20 protein-coding genes, 1 tRNA gene and 1 pseudogene are annotated in these 20612 nt (G+C 52.5%); 4 read left to right on the top strand and 18 right to left on the bottom strand.

The window, feature by feature from the left end; all coding sequences use genetic code 11:
- Positions 1-18: 18 nt before the first annotated feature.
- The 16 genes and pseudogenes from CAP31_RS02885 to tpiA form a co-directional block, all read right to left on the bottom strand.
- Positions 19-1506: an NADH-quinone oxidoreductase subunit M gene (locus tag CAP31_RS02885; protein ID WP_087446158.1), complete on the bottom strand. Its 1488-nt coding sequence runs from the start codon at positions 1504-1506 to the stop codon at positions 19-21.
- A 35-nt stretch (positions 1507-1541) separates the two neighbouring features.
- Positions 1542-3563, bottom strand: a complete 2022-nt coding sequence (nuoL, locus tag CAP31_RS02880; RefSeq protein WP_087446157.1) for an NADH-quinone oxidoreductase subunit L — start codon at positions 3561-3563, stop codon at positions 1542-1544.
- Positions 3564-3594: 31 nt separating this feature from the next.
- Complete coding sequence (gene nuoK, locus CAP31_RS02875; protein WP_087446156.1) at positions 3595-3900, bottom strand: NADH-quinone oxidoreductase subunit NuoK; 306 nt, start codon at positions 3898-3900, stop codon at positions 3595-3597.
- A 13-nt stretch (positions 3901-3913) separates the two neighbouring features.
- Entirely contained in the window at positions 3914-4531 is a 618-nt protein-coding gene (locus tag CAP31_RS02870; protein WP_087446155.1) for an NADH-quinone oxidoreductase subunit J, read from the bottom strand.
- A gap of 21 nt (positions 4532-4552) precedes the next feature.
- Positions 4553-5040 (bottom strand): annotated as a pseudogene (gene nuoI / locus CAP31_RS02865) (NADH-quinone oxidoreductase subunit NuoI).
- A 22-nt stretch (positions 5041-5062) separates the two neighbouring features.
- Positions 5063-6091: an NADH-quinone oxidoreductase subunit NuoH gene (gene nuoH / locus CAP31_RS02860; protein WP_087446154.1), complete on the bottom strand. Its 1029-nt coding sequence runs from the start codon at positions 6089-6091 to the stop codon at positions 5063-5065.
- A gap of 1 nt (position 6092) precedes the next feature.
- Positions 6093-8441 (bottom strand): NADH-quinone oxidoreductase subunit NuoG, encoded by a 2349-nt coding sequence (nuoG, locus tag CAP31_RS02855; protein ID WP_087446153.1) that lies wholly within the window; start codon positions 8439-8441, stop codon positions 6093-6095.
- A 9-nt stretch (positions 8442-8450) separates the two neighbouring features.
- The gene (gene nuoF / locus CAP31_RS02850; RefSeq protein WP_087446152.1) at positions 8451-9725 is read right to left on the bottom strand and encodes an NADH-quinone oxidoreductase subunit NuoF; all 1275 of its coding nucleotides are present in this window, start codon (positions 9723-9725) and stop codon (positions 8451-8453) included.
- 1 nt (position 9726) lies between these two features.
- Positions 9727-10200 carry an NADH-quinone oxidoreductase subunit NuoE gene (nuoE, locus tag CAP31_RS02845; RefSeq protein WP_087446151.1) on the bottom strand — a complete coding sequence of 158 codons (474 nt, stop codon included), beginning with the start codon at positions 10198-10200 and terminating at the stop codon, positions 9727-9729.
- Positions 10200-11453, bottom strand: a complete 1254-nt coding sequence (locus CAP31_RS02840) for an NADH-quinone oxidoreductase subunit D (protein WP_087446150.1) — start codon at positions 11451-11453, stop codon at positions 10200-10202. Before CAP31_RS02840 ends, nuoE begins: the two co-directional genes overlap by 1 nt.
- Entirely contained in the window at positions 11453-12052 is a 600-nt protein-coding gene (locus CAP31_RS02835) for an NADH-quinone oxidoreductase subunit C (protein ID WP_087446149.1), read from the bottom strand. The genes CAP31_RS02840 and CAP31_RS02835 overlap by 1 nt, the downstream gene beginning before the upstream one ends.
- A gap of 19 nt (positions 12053-12071) precedes the next feature.
- A complete protein-coding gene (locus CAP31_RS02830; RefSeq protein WP_087446148.1) occupies positions 12072-12548 on the bottom strand; it encodes an NADH-quinone oxidoreductase subunit B family protein in 477 nt (158 codons plus the stop codon).
- Positions 12539-12895 carry an NADH-quinone oxidoreductase subunit A gene (locus CAP31_RS02825; RefSeq protein WP_087446147.1) on the bottom strand — a complete coding sequence of 119 codons (357 nt, stop codon included), beginning with the start codon at positions 12893-12895 and terminating at the stop codon, positions 12539-12541. The genes CAP31_RS02830 and CAP31_RS02825 overlap by 10 nt, the downstream gene beginning before the upstream one ends.
- Positions 12896-13056: 161 nt before the next feature.
- Positions 13057-13142 (bottom strand) — tRNA-Leu (locus tag CAP31_RS02820).
- A gap of 48 nt (positions 13143-13190) precedes the next feature.
- Positions 13191-13568 carry a preprotein translocase subunit SecG gene (gene secG, locus CAP31_RS02815; RefSeq protein ID WP_087446146.1) on the bottom strand — a complete coding sequence of 126 codons (378 nt, stop codon included), beginning with the start codon at positions 13566-13568 and terminating at the stop codon, positions 13191-13193.
- A gap of 25 nt (positions 13569-13593) precedes the next feature.
- Entirely contained in the window at positions 13594-14349 is a 756-nt protein-coding gene (gene tpiA / locus CAP31_RS02810) for a triose-phosphate isomerase (protein WP_087446145.1), read from the bottom strand.
- Positions 14350-14564: 215 nt separating this feature from the next.
- On the opposite strand from tpiA, the gene pstS reads away from it, so the two are divergent.
- The 4 genes from pstS (at position 14565) to pstB (ending at position 18300) form a co-directional block, all read left to right on the top strand.
- Entirely contained in the window at positions 14565-15611 is a 1047-nt protein-coding gene (gene pstS, locus CAP31_RS02805) for a phosphate ABC transporter substrate-binding protein PstS (RefSeq protein ID WP_087446144.1), read from the top strand.
- 89 nt (positions 15612-15700) lie between these two features.
- The gene (gene pstC / locus CAP31_RS02800; protein WP_087446143.1) at positions 15701-16663 is read left to right on the top strand and encodes a phosphate ABC transporter permease subunit PstC; all 963 of its coding nucleotides are present in this window, start codon (positions 15701-15703) and stop codon (positions 16661-16663) included.
- Between the two features lie 5 nt (positions 16664-16668).
- Entirely contained in the window at positions 16669-17514 is an 846-nt protein-coding gene (gene pstA, locus CAP31_RS02795) for a phosphate ABC transporter permease PstA (RefSeq protein ID WP_087446142.1), read from the top strand.
- A 12-nt stretch (positions 17515-17526) separates the two neighbouring features.
- A complete protein-coding gene (gene pstB / locus CAP31_RS02790) occupies positions 17527-18300 on the top strand; it encodes a phosphate ABC transporter ATP-binding protein PstB (RefSeq protein WP_087446141.1) in 774 nt (257 codons plus the stop codon).
- Between the two features lie 115 nt (positions 18301-18415).
- Here the strand turns inward: pstB and glmM are convergent, their stop codons facing one another.
- Both glmM and folP read right to left on the bottom strand, forming a co-directional pair.
- Positions 18416-19771, bottom strand: coding sequence for a phosphoglucosamine mutase (glmM, locus tag CAP31_RS02785; RefSeq protein WP_087446140.1), 1356 nt, complete (start codon positions 19769-19771; stop codon positions 18416-18418).
- A complete protein-coding gene (gene folP / locus CAP31_RS02780; RefSeq protein ID WP_223247344.1) occupies positions 19768-20595 on the bottom strand; it encodes a dihydropteroate synthase in 828 nt (275 codons plus the stop codon). The genes glmM and folP overlap by 4 nt, the downstream gene beginning before the upstream one ends.
- Between the last annotated feature and the right edge of the window lie 17 nt (positions 20596-20612).

Here is a 20612-nt window from a genome sequence, read left to right as displayed (position 1 = left end):
TTCCTTTGTAATTCTAGCTTAAGGCAGTTTGCTTTGCGCAACGTGCGCCAGCAGATTATTCACTGATGTATGCATGACATCCGTCACCGGCTTGGGATATATGCCCATGGCCAGCACCAGTACCGCCAACACCGCAAGAAAGCTAAACTCACGTGGGCTTATATCCTTCATCTCATCAACATGCGGATTGGTCACATTGCCGAATATCACCCGCTTGTACATCCATAGAGTATAAGCTGCACCGAATATCAGGGTTGTGGCTGCAAGGAAGGCATACCAGAAATTAACCTTGATTGCGCCCATGATCACCATGAATTCGCCGATAAACCCGCTCGTTCCCGGCAACCCGGAGTTTGCCATTGAGAACAGCATCAGGAATGCAGCGAATATCGGCATTTTGTTTGCAAGACCGCCATAATCAGAAATCTGTCGTGAATGCAGGCGATCGTACATGACCCCGACGCTCAGGAACATCGCAGCAGAAATGAAACCATGCGATATCATCTGCACCAGGGCGCCTTCCATGCCTATCGCGTTAAACAGAAAGAAACCGAGGGTCACAAAACCCATATGCGAAATCGACGAATAAGCGATCAATTTTTTCATGTCGCCCTGTACCAAAGCCACCAGACCGATGTAGACCACTGCAATCAGGGAAATGGTAATGATGAACCCGGTCATGTAGTGGCTGGCGTCCGGCGCGATGGGCAGATTGAAGCGCAGAAAACCATACGCACCAATTTTCAGGGTGATCGCTGCCAATATGACCGAACCACCAGTCGGCGCTTCAACGTGCGCATCCGGCAACCAGGTATGCACCGGCCACATCGGCACCTTGACCGCAAAGGACATGAAAAACGCCACAAACAGCAAGATCTGCGCCGTCATGCCCAATGGCAAACGGTGATAGTCAAGGATTTCGAAGCTGCCGCCGGACTGGAAATACAAGTACAGGAAAGCCACCAGCATTAACAGCGAACCCAGCAAGGTATAAAGAAAGAATTTAATCGCTGCATATACCCGTCTTGGGCCGCCCCAGACACCGATCACCAGGAATAACGGAATCAGCATCGCTTCAAAGAACACATAAAAAAGTATCGCATCAAGTGCCACAAACACGCCGTTAATCAACCCGGACATGATTAAAAACGCGGCCATGTATTGAGACGTTTTATTCTGTATTACCTGCCAGCCGGCAATTACGACCAAAATGGTGGTAAAGCTGTTCAGCAGCACAAATGGCATGGAAATACCATCAACGCCCAGATGGTAATTGATGTTAAAAGTCGGAATCCAGTGTGCGAATTCGACAAACTGCATGTTTGACGTCAGTACATCAAACCGCGTATATAACGGCAAGGTAACCGCAAATGCCAAAATCGAGCCCAACAAGGCAATCCATCGCGCGGCGGCTGCATTACGATCCGAACCTGTTGCCAATACCAGCACACCGGCAATGATCGGCACCCATACGGCCAAACTTAAAAGTGGGTATCCAGCTAACATAAAATCCCTATTCGTTTATATTTATCTGCAACGGCTTACGCCACACGCACGAACCATGTGACCAAGGCAAACACACCAATGATCATGGCAAAAGCATAGTGGTAAATATAACCTGATTGCCATTTACGTATTACGGTGGAGAACCAGCCGATTAGTTGCGCAGTACCGTTGACGAAAAATCCGTCAATAATCTTGACATCGCCTATGCGCCAGAAGATGCCACCCAAAGCGCGTGCTCCGCCTGCAAAAAACCATTCATTGAAGGTGTCAAACCCGTACTTGTTATCAAGAATATTGTAAATCATGATAAAGCGCTGTTTGATCGCAGCAGGAATATCCGGACGCTTCATATAGAAGAACCACGCCAGAGCCACTCCGGAGATCGCCAACCACAGCGGCAAGCTGGTCAGGCTGTGCACCGCCATGGCCGAAGCGCCGTGGAATTCATTTCTCAGTTCTTCCATCGCCGGATGCAATTCAGGATTGATATAGATGGCGCCCTTGAAAAAATCACCGAACAGCATCGGTTCAATGGCGAAGTAGCCCACAGCCAGGGAAGGAATCGCCAGCAAAATGAGCGGCACGGTAATCACCCAGGGCGATTCATGTGGCACACCGCCATGATGCCCATGTTCGTCGTGCCCATGCTCATCGTCATGGTGGTCATGATGCGCGTGCGTTTCAAAACGCTCCTTGCCGTGGAACACCAGGAAATACATACGGAATGAATAAAACGCCGTGACAAACACGCCGGCAACCACCGCGAAGTAGGCAAAACCGGAGCCGGCCACGCCATGCTCCATCGCCACGTGCACTGCTTCAATAATGCTGTCCTTGGAGTAAAAGCCCGACAGGAACGGCGTACCGATCAGCGCCAGCGAGCCCACTAATGAGGTAATCCAGGTAATCGGCATGTATTTGCGCAAGCCGCCCATGTTACGGATGTCCTGGTCGTGATGCATGCCCATGATGACCGAGCCTGCAGCCAGAAACAGCAGCGCCTTGAAGAACGCATGGGTCATCAGATGGAATACCGCCACGGAGTAGGCAGAAGCACCTAAAGCCACGGTCATATAGCCCAATTGCGACAGCGTCGAATAGGCCACCACCCGTTTGATATCGTTCTGAATGATACCGAGAAAACCCATGAACAGTGCCGTGATCGCACCGATGACCATCACAAACGATAATGCCGTTTGCGATAATTCAAATACAGGTGACATGCGCGCCACCATGAATATCCCGGCGGTCACCATGGTAGCCGCATGGATCAGGGCCGAAATCGGTGTCGGGCCTTCCATCGAATCCGGCAGCCATACGTGCAACGGGAATTGAGCGGACTTGCCCATCGCACCGATAAACAGCAAAATGCAGATGACGGTAATTAATGACCAGTCCTGACCGGGAATGATGCTTACTGTTTGGCTTGCCATTGCCGGAGCCTGGGCAAATACCGATGCGTAATCCAGCGTTCCGAAGTAAGCCAGCACCATGCCGATACCCAGGAGGAAGCCAAAGTCACCCACGCGGTTAACCAGAAATGCCTTCAGATTGGCATAAGTCGCAGTCGGGCGGGTGTACCAGAATCCGATCAGCAGATATGACACCAAACCCACAGCCTCCCAACCGAAGAACAATTGCATGAAATTATTCGACATGACCAGCATCAGCATGGAGAAGGTAAACAGCGAGATGTAGCTGAAAAAGCGCTGATAACCCGGATCTTCCTGCATATAGCCGATAGTATAGATATGCACCATCAGCGACACAAAAGTCACAACCAGCATCATCATTGCGGTCAGTGAATCGATCAGGAAACCCACCTCAAGCCGGATATCGCCCGTAGTCAGCCAGGTATAAACCGTGCCATTGAATACATGGCCCGCCTGCACATCCTGAAAAACCAGCCAGGATGCCCAGCAGGAGATCGCGACCCCGGCAATCGTCACTACGTGTGACAAAGTACGTCCGATTGCCCACCCGAACAGACCGGCGATCGCCGAACCCAGCAGCGGAGCCAATGGCACTAAAAGATAAAGTTTCTGCATTTCTGTCATGGTTGATTCCTGTCAGATGCGTTCCGCACCATTAGCCTTTCAGATGATCCAAATCGTCCACGTGTATGGTACGCAAGTTACGGAACAACACCACCAGAATCGCCAAACCGATCGCGGATTCTGCCGCTGCCACTGTCAAAATGAAAAATACGAAAATCTGGCCTGCGGTGTCACCCAGATAATGTGAGAAAGCGATGAAATTCATATTCACTGCCAGCAACATCAGCTCAATTGCCATCAGCAGAATAATCACATTCTTTCGATTCAAAAATATACCCAGCACACTGATTGCAAACAAAATCGCACCCAGTATTAAATAATGTGAAAGTGACAACACGGTGCTTCCTCTCTTAAGACTTGGTTGATGAGGGCTGCTCGGACGGCATGGAAACCATACGAACCCGATCTGCACGCTTGATCTTGACCTGTTGCGCCGGATCCTGATATTTGCTGTTTTTGCGGCGCCGCATGGTCAATGCGATCGCAGCGACGATCGCCACAAGCAGCACGACCGCTGCCAACTCAAATGGATACACATAATCCGTGTAGAGCAAGCTTCCCAGCTCTTTGGTATTGCTGTAACCGGCAGCATGCGGCACCGGAGCTGGTACGATATTCAGCCCAAAACTGCGACTGCCCAGTACCACGGCCATTTCCACTACCAGCATGGTGGCGACGAATCCGGCCAGCGGCAGATAATCCCAGAAACCTTCGCGCAAACGGTCCAAGTTGATATCCAGCATCATCACCACAAACAGGAATAACACCATCACTGCGCCTACATATACCAGCACCAGTGCGATTGCAAGGAACTCCGCCTCCAGCATCAGCCACAATCCGGCCGAAGTAAAGAATGCGAGCACCAGGAATAAAGCCGCATGAACCGGGTTACGGGTAGTGACGACACGGAAAGCCGCAAATAGCAAAATTGCCGCAAAGAAATAAAACACTACGGTTTCAAAATTCATATCGATTCGCCTAATGCAAAATTAACGGTATTTAGCGTCAGCTGCACGTGCCGCTGCGATCTGAGCTTCGTGTTTGTCGCCCACCGCCAGCAACATGTCCTTGGTGTAATTCAAATCACCGCGTTTTTCACCGTGGTATTCCAGGATATGGGTTTCCACAATGGAATCCACCGGACATGATTCTTCACAGAAACCGCAAAAAATGCATTTGGTCAGGTCGATGTCATAACGGGTGGTACGACGGCTGCCATCGTCGCGCTGTTCCGATTCAATCGTAATCGCCAGAGCCGGACAAACTGCTTCGCATAACTTGCAGGCAATGCAGCGCTCTTCGCCGTTCGGATAACGGCGTAAGGCATGCAAGCCGCGAAACCGTACGGATTGCGGGGTTTTTTCTTCCGGAAATTGCACGGTAATTTTCCGCGCAAACAAATGCCGCCCGTGAGCGCCATGCCGCGCAACAGCTCGGTAAGCAGCATGCTAGAGAAAAAGTGTTTTATAGCGTTCATCAAATCACTCCATCATTCCACATCAGTGGAACAGGTATCCGTAACGGGTTTGCATCATCGCGCCAACAAAGAGGAGCCAGACCAGGGTAATTGGAATAAATACCTTCCAGCCCAAACGCATGATCTGGTCATAACGATAGCGTGGAAACGTCGCGCGGAACCACAAGAACAGGAACAGAACGAAACCGATCTTGAACATCAGCCAAACAAAACCGGGGATCCAGTTGAACGGCGCAATGTTGAACAGCGGATTCCAGCCGCCGAGGAACATCAGCGAGGTCAATGCCGCGATCAGTATCATATTGGCGTATTCGGCCAGGAAGAACACTGCAAAGGCCATGCCTGAATACTCAACGTGAAAACCGGCCACGATTTCCGATTCGCCCTCGGCCACGTCAAATGGGGCGCGGTTGGTTTCAGCCACACCGGCAATCAGATACACGATGAACATCGGAAATAGCGGTAGCCAATACCAGTTGAAAATACCGCCGGTCTGACCCTTGACGATTTCAACCAGATTCAGGCTTTGTGACGCCATCAGTACGCCCACCAGCGCAAAACCCATGGCAATTTCATAGGACACGATTTGCGCCGCTGAACGCAGGCTGCCGAGGAATGCATACTTCGAATTGGATGCCCAGCCGGCGATAATAACGCCGTAAACGCCCATGGAAGTAATGGCGAGAATATACAGCAATCCGGCGTCGACATTGGCCAGCACCAGTTCCGGTGAAAATGGCACTACCGCCCACGCAGCCAATGCCGGCGCAATCGTCAGTACCGGAGCCAGCACGAACAAGAACTTGTTTGCGCCACTCGGAATGATGATTTCCTTCATCAGTAATTTCAAGCCGTCGGCAATCGGCTGCAGCAAACCCTTGAAACCAACCCGATTAGGTCCCAAACGTACCTGCATGTAGCCGATCACTTTACGTTCGGCATAGGTAAGATAAGCGACCGCAAGCATCATCGGCCCGACAATCGCGATGATCTTGACGAGTGCCCATACGGCTGGCCACGCATAGCCGAATAAATTTTGCATGTATTCCATGTTATGCACGCTCCAGACTGATTTCGCCCATCATTGCCCCTAGCCCTGCCGTATGTGGATGACTGGCCGCCACACGCACGCAATTCAGGGGCAAAGCATCATTGGCCTGGACGCGCATCACGGCTTTGGCCTCGCCTTGCCGTACAGTTACCATTGAGCCAGAGGTGATCCCCAGTGTCGCCAGCATGGCTGAATTAGCTTGCGCTACAGGCGCTTCGGCATTATGGGTTTTCTGCAATGATTCCGCGCGACGCACGATCGCATCGGCCTGATACATCGGAACTTCACCAATCCGCATGACCGTTTCTGCCACTGCGACGGATGAAACCTTGATAGCCGACAGCTGGTTACTGAGCGCGCTTGCAGGCAGATCACCGTTCGGCAGCACTGACTGGCGCACCGCTTCAGCAGTATCGTAATCGAATCCAGACAGGCCGAGCATGGTGCCCAGTACGCGCAACACCTTCCATGCCGGACGCGTCTCGCCCAATGGTTTTACTGCGCCATTAAAGGACTGTACCCGACCTTCGGTGCTGATAAAGGTACCGGCTGTTTCGGTGAACGGCGCGATCGGCAACAACACATCGGCGTAATCCATCGCCGCATGTTTGTATGCGCTCATTGCCACGACCATATCTGCATTTTGCAGTGCACGCATGGCTTGTGCGGGGTTATGGCTATCCAGTTCAGGTTCCGCCCCCAGCAACAGATAGGCTTTGCGTGGCATCGCCAGCATCGCTTCGGCATTCAGCCCTGTTTTGCCATGGCGAGGTACTGCACCGGCAATGTACGCGCCGACGCTGTTCGCTGCCTCGCCGAGGAAACCGAACGCTGCACCGGACAGGTCTGCGATAACCTGCGCCAATGCATGCAGATCCGCGTATTGCGGATGGTGCTGGGCCATATTGCCCAACAGCACGACCTTATGCTCGCCGCTGGCAAGACTGCCCGCTATGGATTCGCATTCCGGACCGGCCTTGATTTCTGCAGCGAGCGCTGCAATTGCTGACGGCAATGCCTTTCCTGTTTGCGACGCCAAGGCCACTGCGATTTGCATCAGCGCGTTGACCATAGCCTGCGGTGCAACAATCGATTTATTCGCTACTTTCATCAGCAAGTCGTCATCGACCGGATTCACCAGACTCAGTTGCGCACCATGCTTCACCGCCTGGCGCAAACGATGGGCCAGCAATGGATGATCCTGACGCAACGTGCTGCCCACAAGCAGCACCCGATCCAGTTTGTCGATCTCGGCAACCGGCATTCCTAGCCAGGGCGCACCGGTTAGCGCAGCATCCGCACTGAAATCAGACTGACGCAAACGCGCATCCACATTGCCGGTACCCAGACCGCGCACCAATTTCTGCAGCAGATACAACTCTTCCAGGGTTTGATGTGGAATCGCCAGCGCGCCGATGCTATCGGCACCATGCAGTTCACGAATCTGTTTCAATCCGTTGACCACGTATTCCAGCGCCGCCTGCCAGTCGACCTCCATCCATTTACCATCCTGCTTGACCATAGGCCGAGTCAACCGCTGTTCGGCATTCAGGCCCTCATAGGAGAAGCGATCCTTATCCGACAACCAGCATTCGTTAATGGCTTCATTTTCCAGCGGCAATACGCGCATGACCTGGTTATTCTTCACATTGACAGCCAGATTGCTGCCCAGGCCGTCATGCGGACTGACCGACTTGCGGCGCGACAGCTCCCAGCTGCGCGCGGTGTAGCGAAAAGGTTTGCTGGTCAGGGCCCCGACCGGACACAAATCGATGATATTGCCGGACAACTCCGAATCTATGGTTTTGTTGATGAACGGCATGATCTCGGAATGCTCGCCGCGACCGACCTGGCCCATTTCCATGATGCCGGCGATTTCCTGGCCGAAACGCACGCACCGCGTACAGTGGATGCAACGCGTCATGTCAGTCGCGACCAACGGGCCCAAATCCTTGTCTTTAACGACGCGCTTGACTTCCTGATAGCGCGAGGAGCTGCCACCATAGCCTACAGCCAGATCCTGCAAGCTGCATTCACCGCCCTGATCGCAAATCGGGCAATCCAGCGGATGATTGATCAGCAGAAACTCCATCACGCCTTTTTGCGCCTTGACCGCGTAATCGGATTTGGTGAAAACCTTCATGCCATCGGTGATTGGCGTTGCGCATGCCGGCATCGGCTTGGCTGCTTTTTCCACCTGTACCAGACACATGCGGCAATTGGCCGCAATCGAAAGTTTTTTGTGATAGCAGAAATGCGGGATATATATACCGACTTGCGCCGCCGCATCCATGATCGTGCCACCAGCAGGTATCGCTACCTTGTTACCGTCAATTTCAATTTCTAGCATTTGCTTCACCTAAACCATGCATTTGCCATGCTCGATGTGATACTCGAATTCATGGCGATAATGTTTGAGCATCGCCTGGACCGGCATTGCAGCCGCATCGCCAAGCGCACAAATGGTACGGCCACCGATGTTGTGTGCAACGTCATTCAACAGATCGAGGTCTTCAGGACGGCCCTGGCCGTGTTCAATTCTATGGATCACGCGATACAGCCAGCCGGTGCCTTCGCGGCATGGCGTGCATTGCCCGCAGGATTCTTCAAAATAGAAGTATGACAAGCGTTCCAGCGCCTCTACCATGCACACGGTTTCATCCATGATGATGACCGAGCCTGCACCTAATGCCGAGCCGGCCTTGGCGATGGAATCATAATCCATCGTGCATTCCATCATCATTTCAGCGGGTACCACGGGGGTCGAAGATCCGCCGGGGATACAGGCTTTAAAAGTATGGCCGGTACGAATACCGCCAGCCATTTCGAGCAATTCCGCGAAAGGCATGCCCATCGGCACTTCAAAGTTACCCGGCTTGTTCACATGCCCGGACACCGAAAAAATCTTGGTGCCGCCGTTGTTGGGTTTGCCCAGCTCGAGAAATTTTTGTCCGCCCTCACGAATGATGTAAGGAATGCTCGCAAAGGTTTCCGTATTATTGATGGTGGTCGGCTTGCCGTATAAACCGAAACTTGCAGGGAATGGCGGCTTGAAACGCGGCTGGCCCTTTTTGCCTTCAATCGATTCCAGCAAGGCGGTTTCTTCGCCACAAATATAGGCGCCGTAGCCGTGATGATTGAACAGATTGAAACTGAAATCGGTACCCAGGATGTTATCGCCAAGGAAACCGGCTGCCCGCGCTTCTTCCAGCGCAACTTCCATGCGCTCATAGGTCTGCCAGATTTCACCATGAATATAGTTATAGGCGCGCTTGACACCCATGGTATAGGCAGCAATGACCATCCCCTCGATCAGGGCATGTGGATTAAGCAGCATGATGTCGCGATCCTTGAAGGTGCCAGGCTCGCCCTCATCCGAATTGCACACCAGATACTTGTCACCCTGATAATGACGCGGCATGAAACTCCATTTTAATCCGGTTGGAAAGCCCGCGCCGCCACGACCGCGCAATGCGGATTTCTTTACCTCGGCAATGATGGTTTCAGCCGATATTTTTTCCGTCAGCACCTTGCGCAGCGCGGCGTAACCGCCATTCGCCACATAGGTCTCCAGCTTCCACGATTCAGGAAGATGGGCTGTATTAAATATTACTTCGCCGCCTTTAATGACCATATTATTTCAGCTCTTCAAGGATCGAATCGATTTTCTCCGGGGTGAGAAAACCTTCCATGCGATGATTATTGATAAGACACAATGGCGCATCGCCACAAGCCCCCATGCATTCACCCTCTTTCAGAGTGAAGCGGCCATCGGCCGTGGTTTCACCGAATTCACAACCGAGATGCTGCTTTAAATGCTCAGCCATTTCCGGCGCGCCCATCAGCATGCAGGAAATATTGGTGCACAAGGTAACCTTGTATTTACCGACTGGGGCTGTGTCGTACATATTATAAAATGTCGCCACTTCATAAACCGCAATTGTCGGCATACCGAGGTAATTGGCGACGAAGTCCATCGTTTCCGTCGATAGCCAGCCTTTTTCTACCTGAGCGATACGCAAAGCCGACATCACGGCCGACTGGCGTTGGTCAGCCGGGTATTTCGCGATCTCAAGATCGATCTGGGCAAGGGATTCTGGGCTCAGCATTATCGGTCTATCTCCCCAAACACAATATCTTGCGTACCAATGATCGCAACAACGTCGGCGATCATGTGGCCACGCACCATTTCATCCAGTGCCGCCAAATGCGGATAACCGGGTGCACGAATTTTTAAACGATAAGGCTTGTTTGCACCATCTGACACCATGTAGATGCCGAACTCGCCTTTGGGATGTTCGACCGCCGCGTAAGCTTCGCCTTCCGGCACATGCATCCCTTCGGTAAACAGCTTGAAGTGATGGATAAGGTCTTCCATACCCAGCTTCATGCCAACTCGCGAAGGCGGCGCTACCTTATGGTTCTCGGTAATAACGGGGCCGGGATTCTGCCGCAGCCAGGTCACGCATTGCTTGATAATACGGTTGGACTGGCGCATTTCTTCCATCCGCACCAGATACCGATCGTAGCAATCGCCATTAACGCCAACCGGAATATCAAAATCCAGCCGGTCATAAACTTCGTAAGGCTGCTTCTTGCGCAAATCCCATTCGATGCCAGAGCCACGCAACATGGGCCCGGAAAAGCCCAGCGCCAAAGCACGTTCCGGCGACACTACGCCGATCCCGACCGTACGCTGTTTCCAGATACGATTATCCGTCAGCAGAGTTTCATATTCATCGACATAAACATCAAAGCGGCGCGTAAAATCTTCCAAAAAATCCAGCAAGGACCCCTGACGATTCGCGTTCATTTCGCGAATGGCAGCCTCATTGTGGATTTTGGAGGCTTTGTACTGCGGCATGGTATCCGGCAAGTCGCGGTATACCCCGCCCGGACGATAATAGGCAGCATGCATGCGCGCACCTGACACGGCCTCATAGCAGTCCATCAAGTCTTCACGTTCACGGAAAGCATAAAGAAACACGGTCATCGCACCGATATCAATGGCGTGAGCACCCAGCCACAACAGGTGATTGAGGATGCGTGTCACCTCATCGAACAGCACGCGTATGTACTGAGCGCGCTCCGGAATCGCTATACCCATCAGCTTTTCAATGGCCATGACATAAGCATGCTCATTACTCATCATCGACACATAATCGAGTCGATCCATATAAGGCAGCGCCTGCAGGAATGTCTTGTTTTCTGCCAGTTTTTCAGTAGCGCGGTGCAGCAGACCAATATGCGGATCCGCCCGTTCGATAACTTCGCCATCCAGTTCCAGCACCAGACGCAACACGCCGTGAGCGGCCGGGTGCTGCGGCCCGAAGTTCATGGTGTAATTACGAATTTCAGCCATTATGCAAACTCTCCATAATTTTCCTCGCGGACGATGCGCGGCGTAATCTCTCGCGGATCGATACTCACAGGCTGATAAATGACACGCTGCTGATCCGGGTCATAACGCATTTCCACGTTACCCGAGATCGGGAAATCCTTGCGGAACGGATAGCCCACAAAACCGTAGTCGGTCAGAATGCGGCGCAAATCCGGGTGTCCGTCAAACACGATACCGAACAAATCAAACGCTTCACGCTCAAACCAGTTTGCTGACGGCCACACGTCCACCATGCTTTCGAGCACTGGAAATTCATCTTCATTCGCAAACACGCGTATGCGCAGACGACGATTCTTGGCCAGCGACAGCAGGTGATAAACCACTGCAAAACGAGCACCTTCCCACGCGCCTTCACGGTAATCGGAGTAATCCATGCCGCACAAGTCGGTTAATTGCTCAAAACGCAATCCGGCATGGTCACGCAGTACCAGCATCACATCGCGCAAATCAGCCGCCCGCACCTCTATTGTCAATTCATCCAACGCCTCTATCTGGCGCACTATTTTAGTACCCAGCGTAGTCAGCAAGGAAACAGACAGGCTCTCTAATGATGGATTCATAGCAACTCGCTTTTAATCATTAACGCGCAATAGTATTTGTGCGCTTGATCTTGTTTTGTAACTGAATAATGCCGTACAGCAGCGCCTCAGCCGTGGGCGGGCAACCGGGCACATAAATGTCAACCGGCACAATGCGGTCGCAACCGCGCACCACCGAATAGGAATAGTGGTAATAGCCGCCGCCGTTCGCACACGACCCCATGGAAATCACCCAGCGTGGCTCAGCCATCTGGTCATACACCTTGCGCAGAGCAGGTGCCATCTTGTTGCATAGCGTTCCCGCCACAATCATCACGTCAGACTGGCGCGGACTAGGGCGGAACACCACGCCAAAACGATCGAGGTCATACCGCGAAGCACCTGCCTGCATCATTTCCACAGCACAGCATGCCAAGCCGAAAGTCATGGGCCACAGCGATCCGGTGCGGGTCCAGTTTATTAACTTATCCGCTGTCGTGGTTACGAAGCCCTGTTCCAAAACGCCTTCTATTCCCATTCCAGCGCTCCTTTCATCCACTCATAAACAAAACCGACCACGAGAATAGCCAAAAACAGCACCATGGCTAAATAGCCGAACAAACCGATTTTTTCCAGCACGATCGCCCAGGGAAACAGGAACGCAATTTCCAGATCGAACAGGATAAACAGAATGGCAACCAGATAATAACGCACGTCAAATCGCATGCGCGCATCCTCAAAGGCTTCGAAACCGCATTCATACGGCGAGAGCTTTTCACTATCGGGGTGATTAGGCGCCAGCAACCAGCCCATCAACATGGGGCCTACACCTACCGCCAAACCCACCAAGACAAACAACAACACAGGAAAATAATTTTCAAGCATGGATACGCCCCCAAGCCATTTACAGGCACACAGCCTCTCAGTTTAATTGCCCTAAAAGCACCGCGTCAAGCTTAAAAAAAGATTGCCAGAATACACCAATTTATTCATAACAATCAATTGATTACGATAAGCAGCAACGTCGTGCCTATTCGAAAATCTAATGGTGCCGACGGCGAGACTCGAACTCGCACAGCTTTACGCCACTACCCCCTCAAGATAGCGTGTCTACCAATTTCACCACGTCGGCCGATTGACAGGACGGATCGATAATCCGCCCCACGGTAACACATCCCGCTTACTTGGGAATTTCCCCGGCTTTTGACCCGGCGTTACCTGGAACTGCTTGGCCTGTCGGCGCTGCTGGCATGGTTGTACCAGCCGGTGCCACAGGCTTAACTGTCTGCAATTTTTGTTGCGCTTGCATGACGCCAATTGACTTGGTTTGGTGGCCTGAAAAATAAGTCAGCACCAAACTGGTCATAAAAAAAGTTGCTGCCAGCACAGCTGTCGTGCGGCTCAAAAAATTTGCCGATCCGGTTGAACCGAACAAACTGCCGGACGCTCCGCTACCAAACGAAGCCCCCATGTCGGCGCCCTTGCCCTGCTGCAAAAGCACCAGCACAATGACCGAAACCGCAGCCAGCAAATGCAAAATCCAAATTATCGTTTCCAAATCTTAATCCTTTAAACCAAATTGCTTAAGATTGCGCAGCTTTGCAAATAGCAACAAATTCATCCGCCACTAACGATGCCCCACCAATCAACCCGCCATCAATGTCTGGTTGAGAAAACAATTCCGCCGCATTGGCGGCTTTAACGCTGCCACCATACTGAATCACCAAACGTTCAGCAATATCCGCATCCTGCACGGCTAGTTTCTGCCGTATGAACGCATGCACGGCTTGCGCCTGTGCCGGGCTTGCCGTTTTTCCTGTGCCTATAGCCCAAACCGGCTCATACGCTATCACGGCCTGCGCCATACCAGCCATGCCCGAAACCGCCAGCACCGCATCGAGTTGACGCGCTATTACCGACTCGGCCATATCCGCTTCGCGTTCGGCAAGCGTTTCGCCGACACACAGGATAGGCGTCAGACCCGCCTTGATTGCCGCCGCAAATTTTGCCGCTACAACCTGATCGGTTTCGCCATACAGCGCCCGACGTTCCGAATGTCCGATAATCACATAGTGACATCCGAAATCCAGCAACATCGATGCCGATACCTCGCCCGTATAAGCGCCTTTGGCATATTCGCTCATGTTCTGAGCGCCCCAGCCAATTGGCGAATCGGCCAACACGCTTTGAGTTTGAGCAAGATAGGGAGAAGGAACACACACAGCGCAAGCCATATTACGCATATCAGCCAATGCAATACGCAACTCATTGAGTAACGCCTGATTTTCATCCAGGCTGCCGTGCATTTTCCAATTACCGGCGACTAACTTTTGCCGCATTGCTCAACCCCACCTTCTAAAACCCTAGATAGTACACACAACACCCACGTTTGGTCAATCCTTACAAAATTTGCAAGCCCGTGTAAGACGCTTAACCATTTTGTCACAATTATGTAATATTGGGCCGGTAGTATGTGAACAGCAAACAGCAAACACTTTAACCATATTGCTTTTTGTTCTGATTCAATTTTTATCTATACGGAGATACAAAGCACATGCAAACTACAACCCGCAATCTCGCTACCATATTATTGCTCAGCGCTGGCTGGGCTTTTGCCGCTAATAGCCAAGCCGCCGAAATCACTGGTGCCGGCGCAACATTCCCTTATCCTATCTATGCCAAATGGGCGGAAGCTTACAAAGCCAAATCCGGCGTTAGCCTGAATTACCAGTCGATCGGTTCCGGCGGCGGCATCAAGCAGATCAATGCAAAAACCGTTGATTTCGGCGCTTCCGACATGCCCTTGAAGGCCGATGTGCTGGCAAAAGGCGGCTTAATGCAATTCCCGACCGTTATCGGCGGCGTTGTTCCAGTCATGAACGTGGAAGGCATTGCACCTGGCCAAATCCACCTGACCGGTAAAGTACTGGCTGAAATTTATATGGGCAAGATCCTGACCTGGAACGACCCGGCAATTGCAGCTTTAAACAAGACCGTTAAATTGCCAGCCACCCCGATCACAGTTGTGCATCGTTCGGACGGTTCCGGCACCACTTTCATTTTCACCAACTACCTGGCCAAAGTCAGCCCCGAATGGAAAGAAAAAGTGGGTAACGACACTTCCGTGGCATGGCCAGCCGGTGTAGGCGGCAAAGGTAACGAAGGCGTAGCTTCCTTTGTACAACGCATCAAGGGCTCCATCGGCTATGTTGAATACGCTTATGCCAAACAAAACAAAATGACCTACACCCTGATGCAAAACAAGGAAGGCCATTTTGTAGCCCCTGATGACACCACATTCCAATCCGCAGCTGCTGGCGCAGACTGGGAGCACGCTCCCGGCTTCTACGAAATCCTGACTGACGAACCTGGCAAAATGAGCTGGCCAATCACTGGCGCCACCTTCATTCTGATGCACAAAGCGCAGGAGAAACCGGCCAATGCCAAAGAAGTTTTAAAATTCTTTGACTGGTCTTACGCAAACGGCGATAAAATGGCGTCTGATCTGGATTATGTTCCTCTGCCTGACAGCCTGGTCAAACTTATTGCCAAATCTTGGAAGAACGAGATAAAAGATACTAGCGGTAAAGCAGTTTGGTAAAATTTGCATAAGTTGGCTGTGTTTTTGTAACCAAACCAGACTAAGGGGGAGCGCAATCTCCCCCTTAGTCTTGCAATGCATACTACGCTATGAATAAATCAATATCTGATCGCCGTACCAAACGTTTTATTATAGAAGACGCGCTGTTTCGCAATGCGACACGCCTGTTTGCTTTTATTGTCCTGGCATTACTGTTAAGCATCATTATTTCACTGATAGTCGGCAGCATGCCGTCCATCAAGGCCTTCGGCTTCGGATTCCTGACCAGCGATGACTGGAACCCGGTAACAGACAAATTTGGCGCCCTGGTGCCCATAACCGGCACTATCGCAACCTCGATTATCGCACTGCTGATAGGCGTGCCAATCAGCTTCGGCATCGCTCTGTTCCTGACTGAACTTTCTCCGAACTGGCTTAAACGCCCTCTGGGCATCGCTATCGAACTGCTCGCGGGCATCCCCAGCATCATTTATGGCATGTGGGGCCTGTTCGTATTCGCCCCCATGTTCGCAGAACATGTGCAGCCCTGGTTAATCGACACATTAGGCCCGCTGCCCGTTTTCGGTTTCTTGTTCCAGGGCGTCCCGATGGGGATAGGCATGTTAACCGCAGGGCTCATACTGGCCATCATGGTAATCCCGTTCATAGCCTCGGTAATGCGCGACGTGTTTGAAATCGTGCCGCCGTTATTGAAGGAGTCTGCCTACGGCCTTGGTGCCACCACATGGGAAGTCGTGCGCTATGTCGTTCTGCCCTATACCAAAATTGGCGTAGTAGGCAGTATCATGCTGGGTCTTGGCCGTGCCTTAGGTGAAACCATGGCGGTAACCTTTGTCATCGGTAACGCACACCAGTTGAGCAAATCCCTGATGATGCCGGGCAACAGCATATCGTCGGCGCTGGCCAACGAATTTACCGAAGCTGACGGGGTCCTGTACACCTCCTCGCTGATCGAACTGGGTCTGATCCTGTTCTTCATCACCTTCGTTGTTTTAACCATCTCCAAGCTACTGCTGCTCCAGCTGAGCAAACAGGAAGGCAAAAAGGGCTAGGAAATATGTTATCCATTTATAATCGTCGCCGCCTGATCAACCAGTTCAATTTGCTTATCGCCGCTATGTCCATGCTGCTAGGGCTGATGGCTTTGGGCTGGATTTTATGGACCCTTTTAAGTTACGGCCTGCATGGCGTGAGCATGGACATGTTCACCAAGAACACGCCGCCCCCCGGCAGTCAAGGTGGGTTACTGAACGCCATTGCCGGCAGCTTCCTGATGTCCATGATAGGCACAATGATCGGCACGCCCATCGGCATCCTGGCAGGTACTTATCTGGCAGAATTCGGCCAGCGCGGATGGCTGGCACCTGTCACCCGTTTCATTAACGACATTTTACTGTCGGCGCCGTCAATCGTAATCGGTCTGTTTGTCTATACGACCTACGTCATGACCAGCAAGCATTTCTCTGGCTGGGCCGGCTCATTGGCACTGGCATTGCTGGTAATTCCGGTCGTGGTCCGCACTACCGAAAACATGCTGAAACTGGTGCCAAACACCCTGAGGGAAGCGGCGGCCGCATTAGGTGCGCCCCAATGGAAGATCGTCACCATGATTACCTGGCGCGCATCCAAGGCAGGCATGATGACGGGTATTTTGCTGGCCATCGCGCGTATCAGCGGCGAAACGGCCCCCTTGCTGTTTACCGCACTCAACAACCAGTTCTGGAGTACGAACATGAATGCACCGATAGCCAACCTGCCCGTCGTCATCTTCCAGATGGCGATGAGCCCCTACGATGACTGGCATGACCTGGCCTGGGCCGGCGCGTTATTGATCACCTGTACCGTGTTAGGCCTGAGCATCCTGGCCCGTGCCATGTTCCGGCAAGAAAAAACATCCTACTAAAATCGCAAAACCATGAGCAAAACTATGGATACCAACGCAAAAATCAGCCTCCGTAATCTGAACTTCTTTTACGGCAAGCATCACGCGCTTAAAAATATCAATCTCGATATTCCGAGTAACCATGTGACCGCTTTCATTGGGCCATCCGGTTGCGGCAAGTCAACGCTACTGCGCACACTCAATCGCATGTATGACCTTTATCCGGGTCAACGCGCCGAAGGCCAGATCATGCTCGACGGCCATGACATCCTCGACAAATCCACCGATCTGAATAAGCTCCGCGCACGTGTAGGCATGGTGTTTCAGAAGCCGACGCCCTTTCCCATGTCCATCTACGACAATATCGCATTTGGCATCAAGCTGTATGACAGCCCTTCGCGTTCGGAACTGGATGACCGGGTCGAATGGGCACTGAAAAAAGCCGCGCTGTGGAATGAAGTAAAAGACAAACTCAACCAGAGCGGCTACAGCTTGTCCGGCGGTCAGCAACAACGCTTATGCATCGCACGCGGCATCGCCGTCAAACCCGAGGTTTTGTTGCTGGACGAACCTGCATCGGCACTAGACCCGATTTCTACAGCGCGTATTGAGGAACTCATCCACGAACTGAAAACCGATTACACCATCACCATCGTTACGCACAGCATGCAGCAGGCGGCCCGCGTGTCAGATTTTACGGCCTACATGTATCTGGGCGAGATGGTGGAATTTGGCAAAACCGACGTGGTATTCACCAATCCCAGCAAGAAAGAAACCGAAGATTACATTACCGGAAAATTCGGTTAATTTTCACACCCCGACTCCAAATAAAAACGCGATGTTTCTTGCCGGACATCGCGTTTTTATTAAGCAGTCTCCGCACCCTGGCAGCAACCCCGGTTTTGTTTCTTGCCGGGCCAGATTATGCAGCCGAATGCCTCACCGCCTTGGCAATGTGCTCCGCTTCATGTTTTGATTGATCCGCACACTGGCTCTCCACCATCACCCGTATCAATGGTTCAGTACCCGATGCCCGCAATACTACACGTCCGGTATTGCCCAATGCCGCTTCGGCCTGCTGCACCGCCTGCTGAATGGCCGCATGCTGCAAATCAACATTGCCGGTTACGCGCACGTTCAACAAGGTTTGCGGATATTGCTGCATGTCTGCCGTATACTGCGCCAGCGACATCCCGACTTCACGCAAGGCGCGCAACACTTGCAATGCGGCGATAATGCCATCCCCGGTAGTATGCTTCTCCAGACACAGAATGTGCCCGGAAGCTTCTCCGCCGAGCTGCCAACCGCGCTCGGCCAACATCTCCAATACATACCGGTCGCCTACTTTTGCCCTGGCAAAAGGAATTTCCAGACGTGCCAGCGCATGCTCCATCCCCAGATTCGTCATCAGCGTACCAACCACACCGCCCTTCATCTTGCCCATGTGCTGCCGATGCTTGGCAATGATATAAATCAGCTGATCACCGTTATATATCTTGCCATCACTATCTGCCATCATTACCCGATCGCCGTCACCGTCAAGCGCAATCCCGAAATCCGCGCGATGATGACGCACTGATGCACTCAAAGTCGAGGTATAAGTAGCACCGCATTCGCGATTGATATTGGTGCCATCCGGATGATTGCCGATAGGGATCACTTCCGCACCCAGCTCGTGCAATACCGGGGGCGCCACATGATAAGTCGCCCCCTGTGCGCAATCGACCACTATGCGCAAGCCGCGCAAATCAAGGTCGAACGGAAAACTGCTCTTGCAGAATTCGATATAGCGCGCAGCAGCGTCATCTATGCGTTTTACCCGGCCCAATTCGCGTGATGCCATGGTTTGCATAGGCAAGGACAGCTGCGCTTCAATCGCCAGCTCGGTCGCATCCGCCAGCTTCTGCCCGGTGCCGGAAAAGAATTTGATGCCATTATCTTCAAACGGATTATGCGATGCCGAAATCACCACACCCGCCTGCAATCGCAATGCACGCGTCAAGTAAGCCACGGCGGGCGTTGGCATGGGCCCTACCAGTCGCACATTCACGCCGGCAGCACATAACCCTGCCTGCAAGGCGGCTTCCAGCATATAACCTGAAATACGCGTGTCCTTGCCGATCAGCACCACGGGATTTTCCCCGGGGGCCAGGGCGCTACGATCGCTTGCCAGCACCTTGCCCGCCGCGTAACCAAGCCGCATCACAAAATCCGGCGTAATCGGCGCTTCGCCTACCCGGCCGCGAATACCGTCGGTACCAAAATATTGCCTGCTCATTGCGTCCCCTTTATTGCTTGCCATACCGTTAATGCATCGCGGCAAGCCGCCACATCATGCACTCTGATTATATTCGCGCCCTGATTTACTGCATACAAATGTGCCGCCAGTCCTGCCGCCTCGCGCTCGCCCACAGCACGCCCAGTAAGCGCACCCAGCATCGATTTGCGCGACATCCCGACCAGGATCGGATAATTCAACCCGGTAAACACCGCCAGATGCTTCAACAATTGCAAATTGTGTTGCAACTGCTTGCCGAAGCCGAAGCCCGGGTCGATAATAATACGCTCACGTGCCACACCTGCTGCCAGTAGTGCATCGATACGCTGCTGCAGAAATTCGTAAACGGTTTCTGTCACGTCGTTATAATTCGCCTGCCGCTGCATGTTTTGCGGTTCGCCCTGCATATGCAGGACGCATACCGCCACCCCGGCAGGGGCCACTATAGACAACGCGCCCTCGGCTTGCAATGCCTGCACATCGTTAATCATGTGCGCGCCAGCCTGAATCGCCGCGTGCATCACTTCGGGCTTGCGTGTATCGACGGAAATGATCGCACCGCACCCGCGCAATATCTCTACCAGAGGAATCACCCGCTCCAGCTCTTCGGCAACACTGACCGTTTCTGCCATCGGACGGGTGGATTCACCGCCGATATCGATGATATCGGCGCCTTCCGCAATTAATTTACGAGCATGATCCGCCGCCGCTGCCAGCGTATCATGCTCGCCTCCATCTGAAAACGAATCGGGAGTGACGTTCACTATCCCCATTATGCGCGGACGGCTCAAATCCAGCCGCATGTCGCCACAAGTTACCTGCATACGCTGACTCGCTGGTT

This window comes from Sulfuriferula sp. AH1, from assembly GCF_002162035.1.
Taxonomy (GTDB): domain Bacteria; phylum Pseudomonadota; class Gammaproteobacteria; order Burkholderiales; family Sulfuriferulaceae; genus Sulfuriferula.
The sequence above is the reverse complement of the archived record's forward strand: the minus strand, read 5'-3'. Positions and strand labels throughout refer to the sequence as shown.

What these genes read in the sequence shown, in the direction of transcription:
- CAP31_RS02885 (WP_087446158.1), bottom strand. Translation starts at nt 1,506, where the DNA reads ATGTTAGCTGGATACCCACTTTTAAGTTTGGCCGTATGGGTGCCGATC.
- CAP31_RS02840 (WP_087446150.1), bottom strand. Translation starts at nt 11,453, where the DNA reads ATGGCTGAAATTCGTAATTACACCATGAACTTCGGGCCGCAGCACCCG.
- CAP31_RS02830 (WP_087446148.1), bottom strand. Translation starts at nt 12,548, where the DNA reads ATGGGAATAGAAGGCGTTTTGGAACAGGGCTTCGTAACCACGACAGCG.
- pstA (WP_087446142.1), top strand. Translation starts at nt 16,669, where the DNA reads ATGTTATCCATTTATAATCGTCGCCGCCTGATCAACCAGTTCAATTTG.
- tpiA (WP_087446145.1), bottom strand. Translation starts at nt 14,349, where the DNA reads ATGCGGCAAAAGTTAGTCGCCGGTAATTGGAAAATGCACGGCAGCCTG.
- folP (WP_223247344.1), bottom strand. Translation starts at nt 20,595, where the DNA reads ATGCAGGTAACTTGTGGCGACATGCGGCTGGATTTGAGCCGTCCGCGC.
- nuoL (WP_087446157.1), bottom strand. Translation starts at nt 3,563, where the DNA reads ATGACAGAAATGCAGAAACTTTATCTTTTAGTGCCATTGGCTCCGCTG.
- CAP31_RS02870 (WP_087446155.1), bottom strand. Translation starts at nt 4,531, where the DNA reads ATGAATTTTGAAACCGTAGTGTTTTATTTCTTTGCGGCAATTTTGCTA.
- CAP31_RS02825 (WP_087446147.1), bottom strand. Translation starts at nt 12,895, where the DNA reads ATGCTTGAAAATTATTTTCCTGTGTTGTTGTTTGTCTTGGTGGGTTTG.
- pstB (WP_087446141.1), top strand. Translation starts at nt 17,527, where the DNA reads ATGAGCAAAACTATGGATACCAACGCAAAAATCAGCCTCCGTAATCTG.
- CAP31_RS02835 (WP_087446149.1), bottom strand. Translation starts at nt 12,052, where the DNA reads ATGAATCCATCATTAGAGAGCCTGTCTGTTTCCTTGCTGACTACGCTG.
- pstS (WP_087446144.1), top strand. Translation starts at nt 14,565, where the DNA reads ATGCAAACTACAACCCGCAATCTCGCTACCATATTATTGCTCAGCGCT.
- glmM (WP_087446140.1), bottom strand. Translation starts at nt 19,771, where the DNA reads ATGAGCAGGCAATATTTTGGTACCGACGGTATTCGCGGCCGGGTAGGC.
- pstC (WP_087446143.1), top strand. Translation starts at nt 15,701, where the DNA reads ATGAATAAATCAATATCTGATCGCCGTACCAAACGTTTTATTATAGAA.
- nuoE (WP_087446151.1), bottom strand. Translation starts at nt 10,200, where the DNA reads ATGCTGAGCCCAGAATCCCTTGCCCAGATCGATCTTGAGATCGCGAAA.
- nuoH (WP_087446154.1), bottom strand. Translation starts at nt 6,091, where the DNA reads ATGGAATACATGCAAAATTTATTCGGCTATGCGTGGCCAGCCGTATGG.
- nuoF (WP_087446152.1), bottom strand. Translation starts at nt 9,725, where the DNA reads ATGGTCATTAAAGGCGGCGAAGTAATATTTAATACAGCCCATCTTCCT.
- nuoG (WP_087446153.1), bottom strand. Translation starts at nt 8,441, where the DNA reads ATGCTAGAAATTGAAATTGACGGTAACAAGGTAGCGATACCTGCTGGT.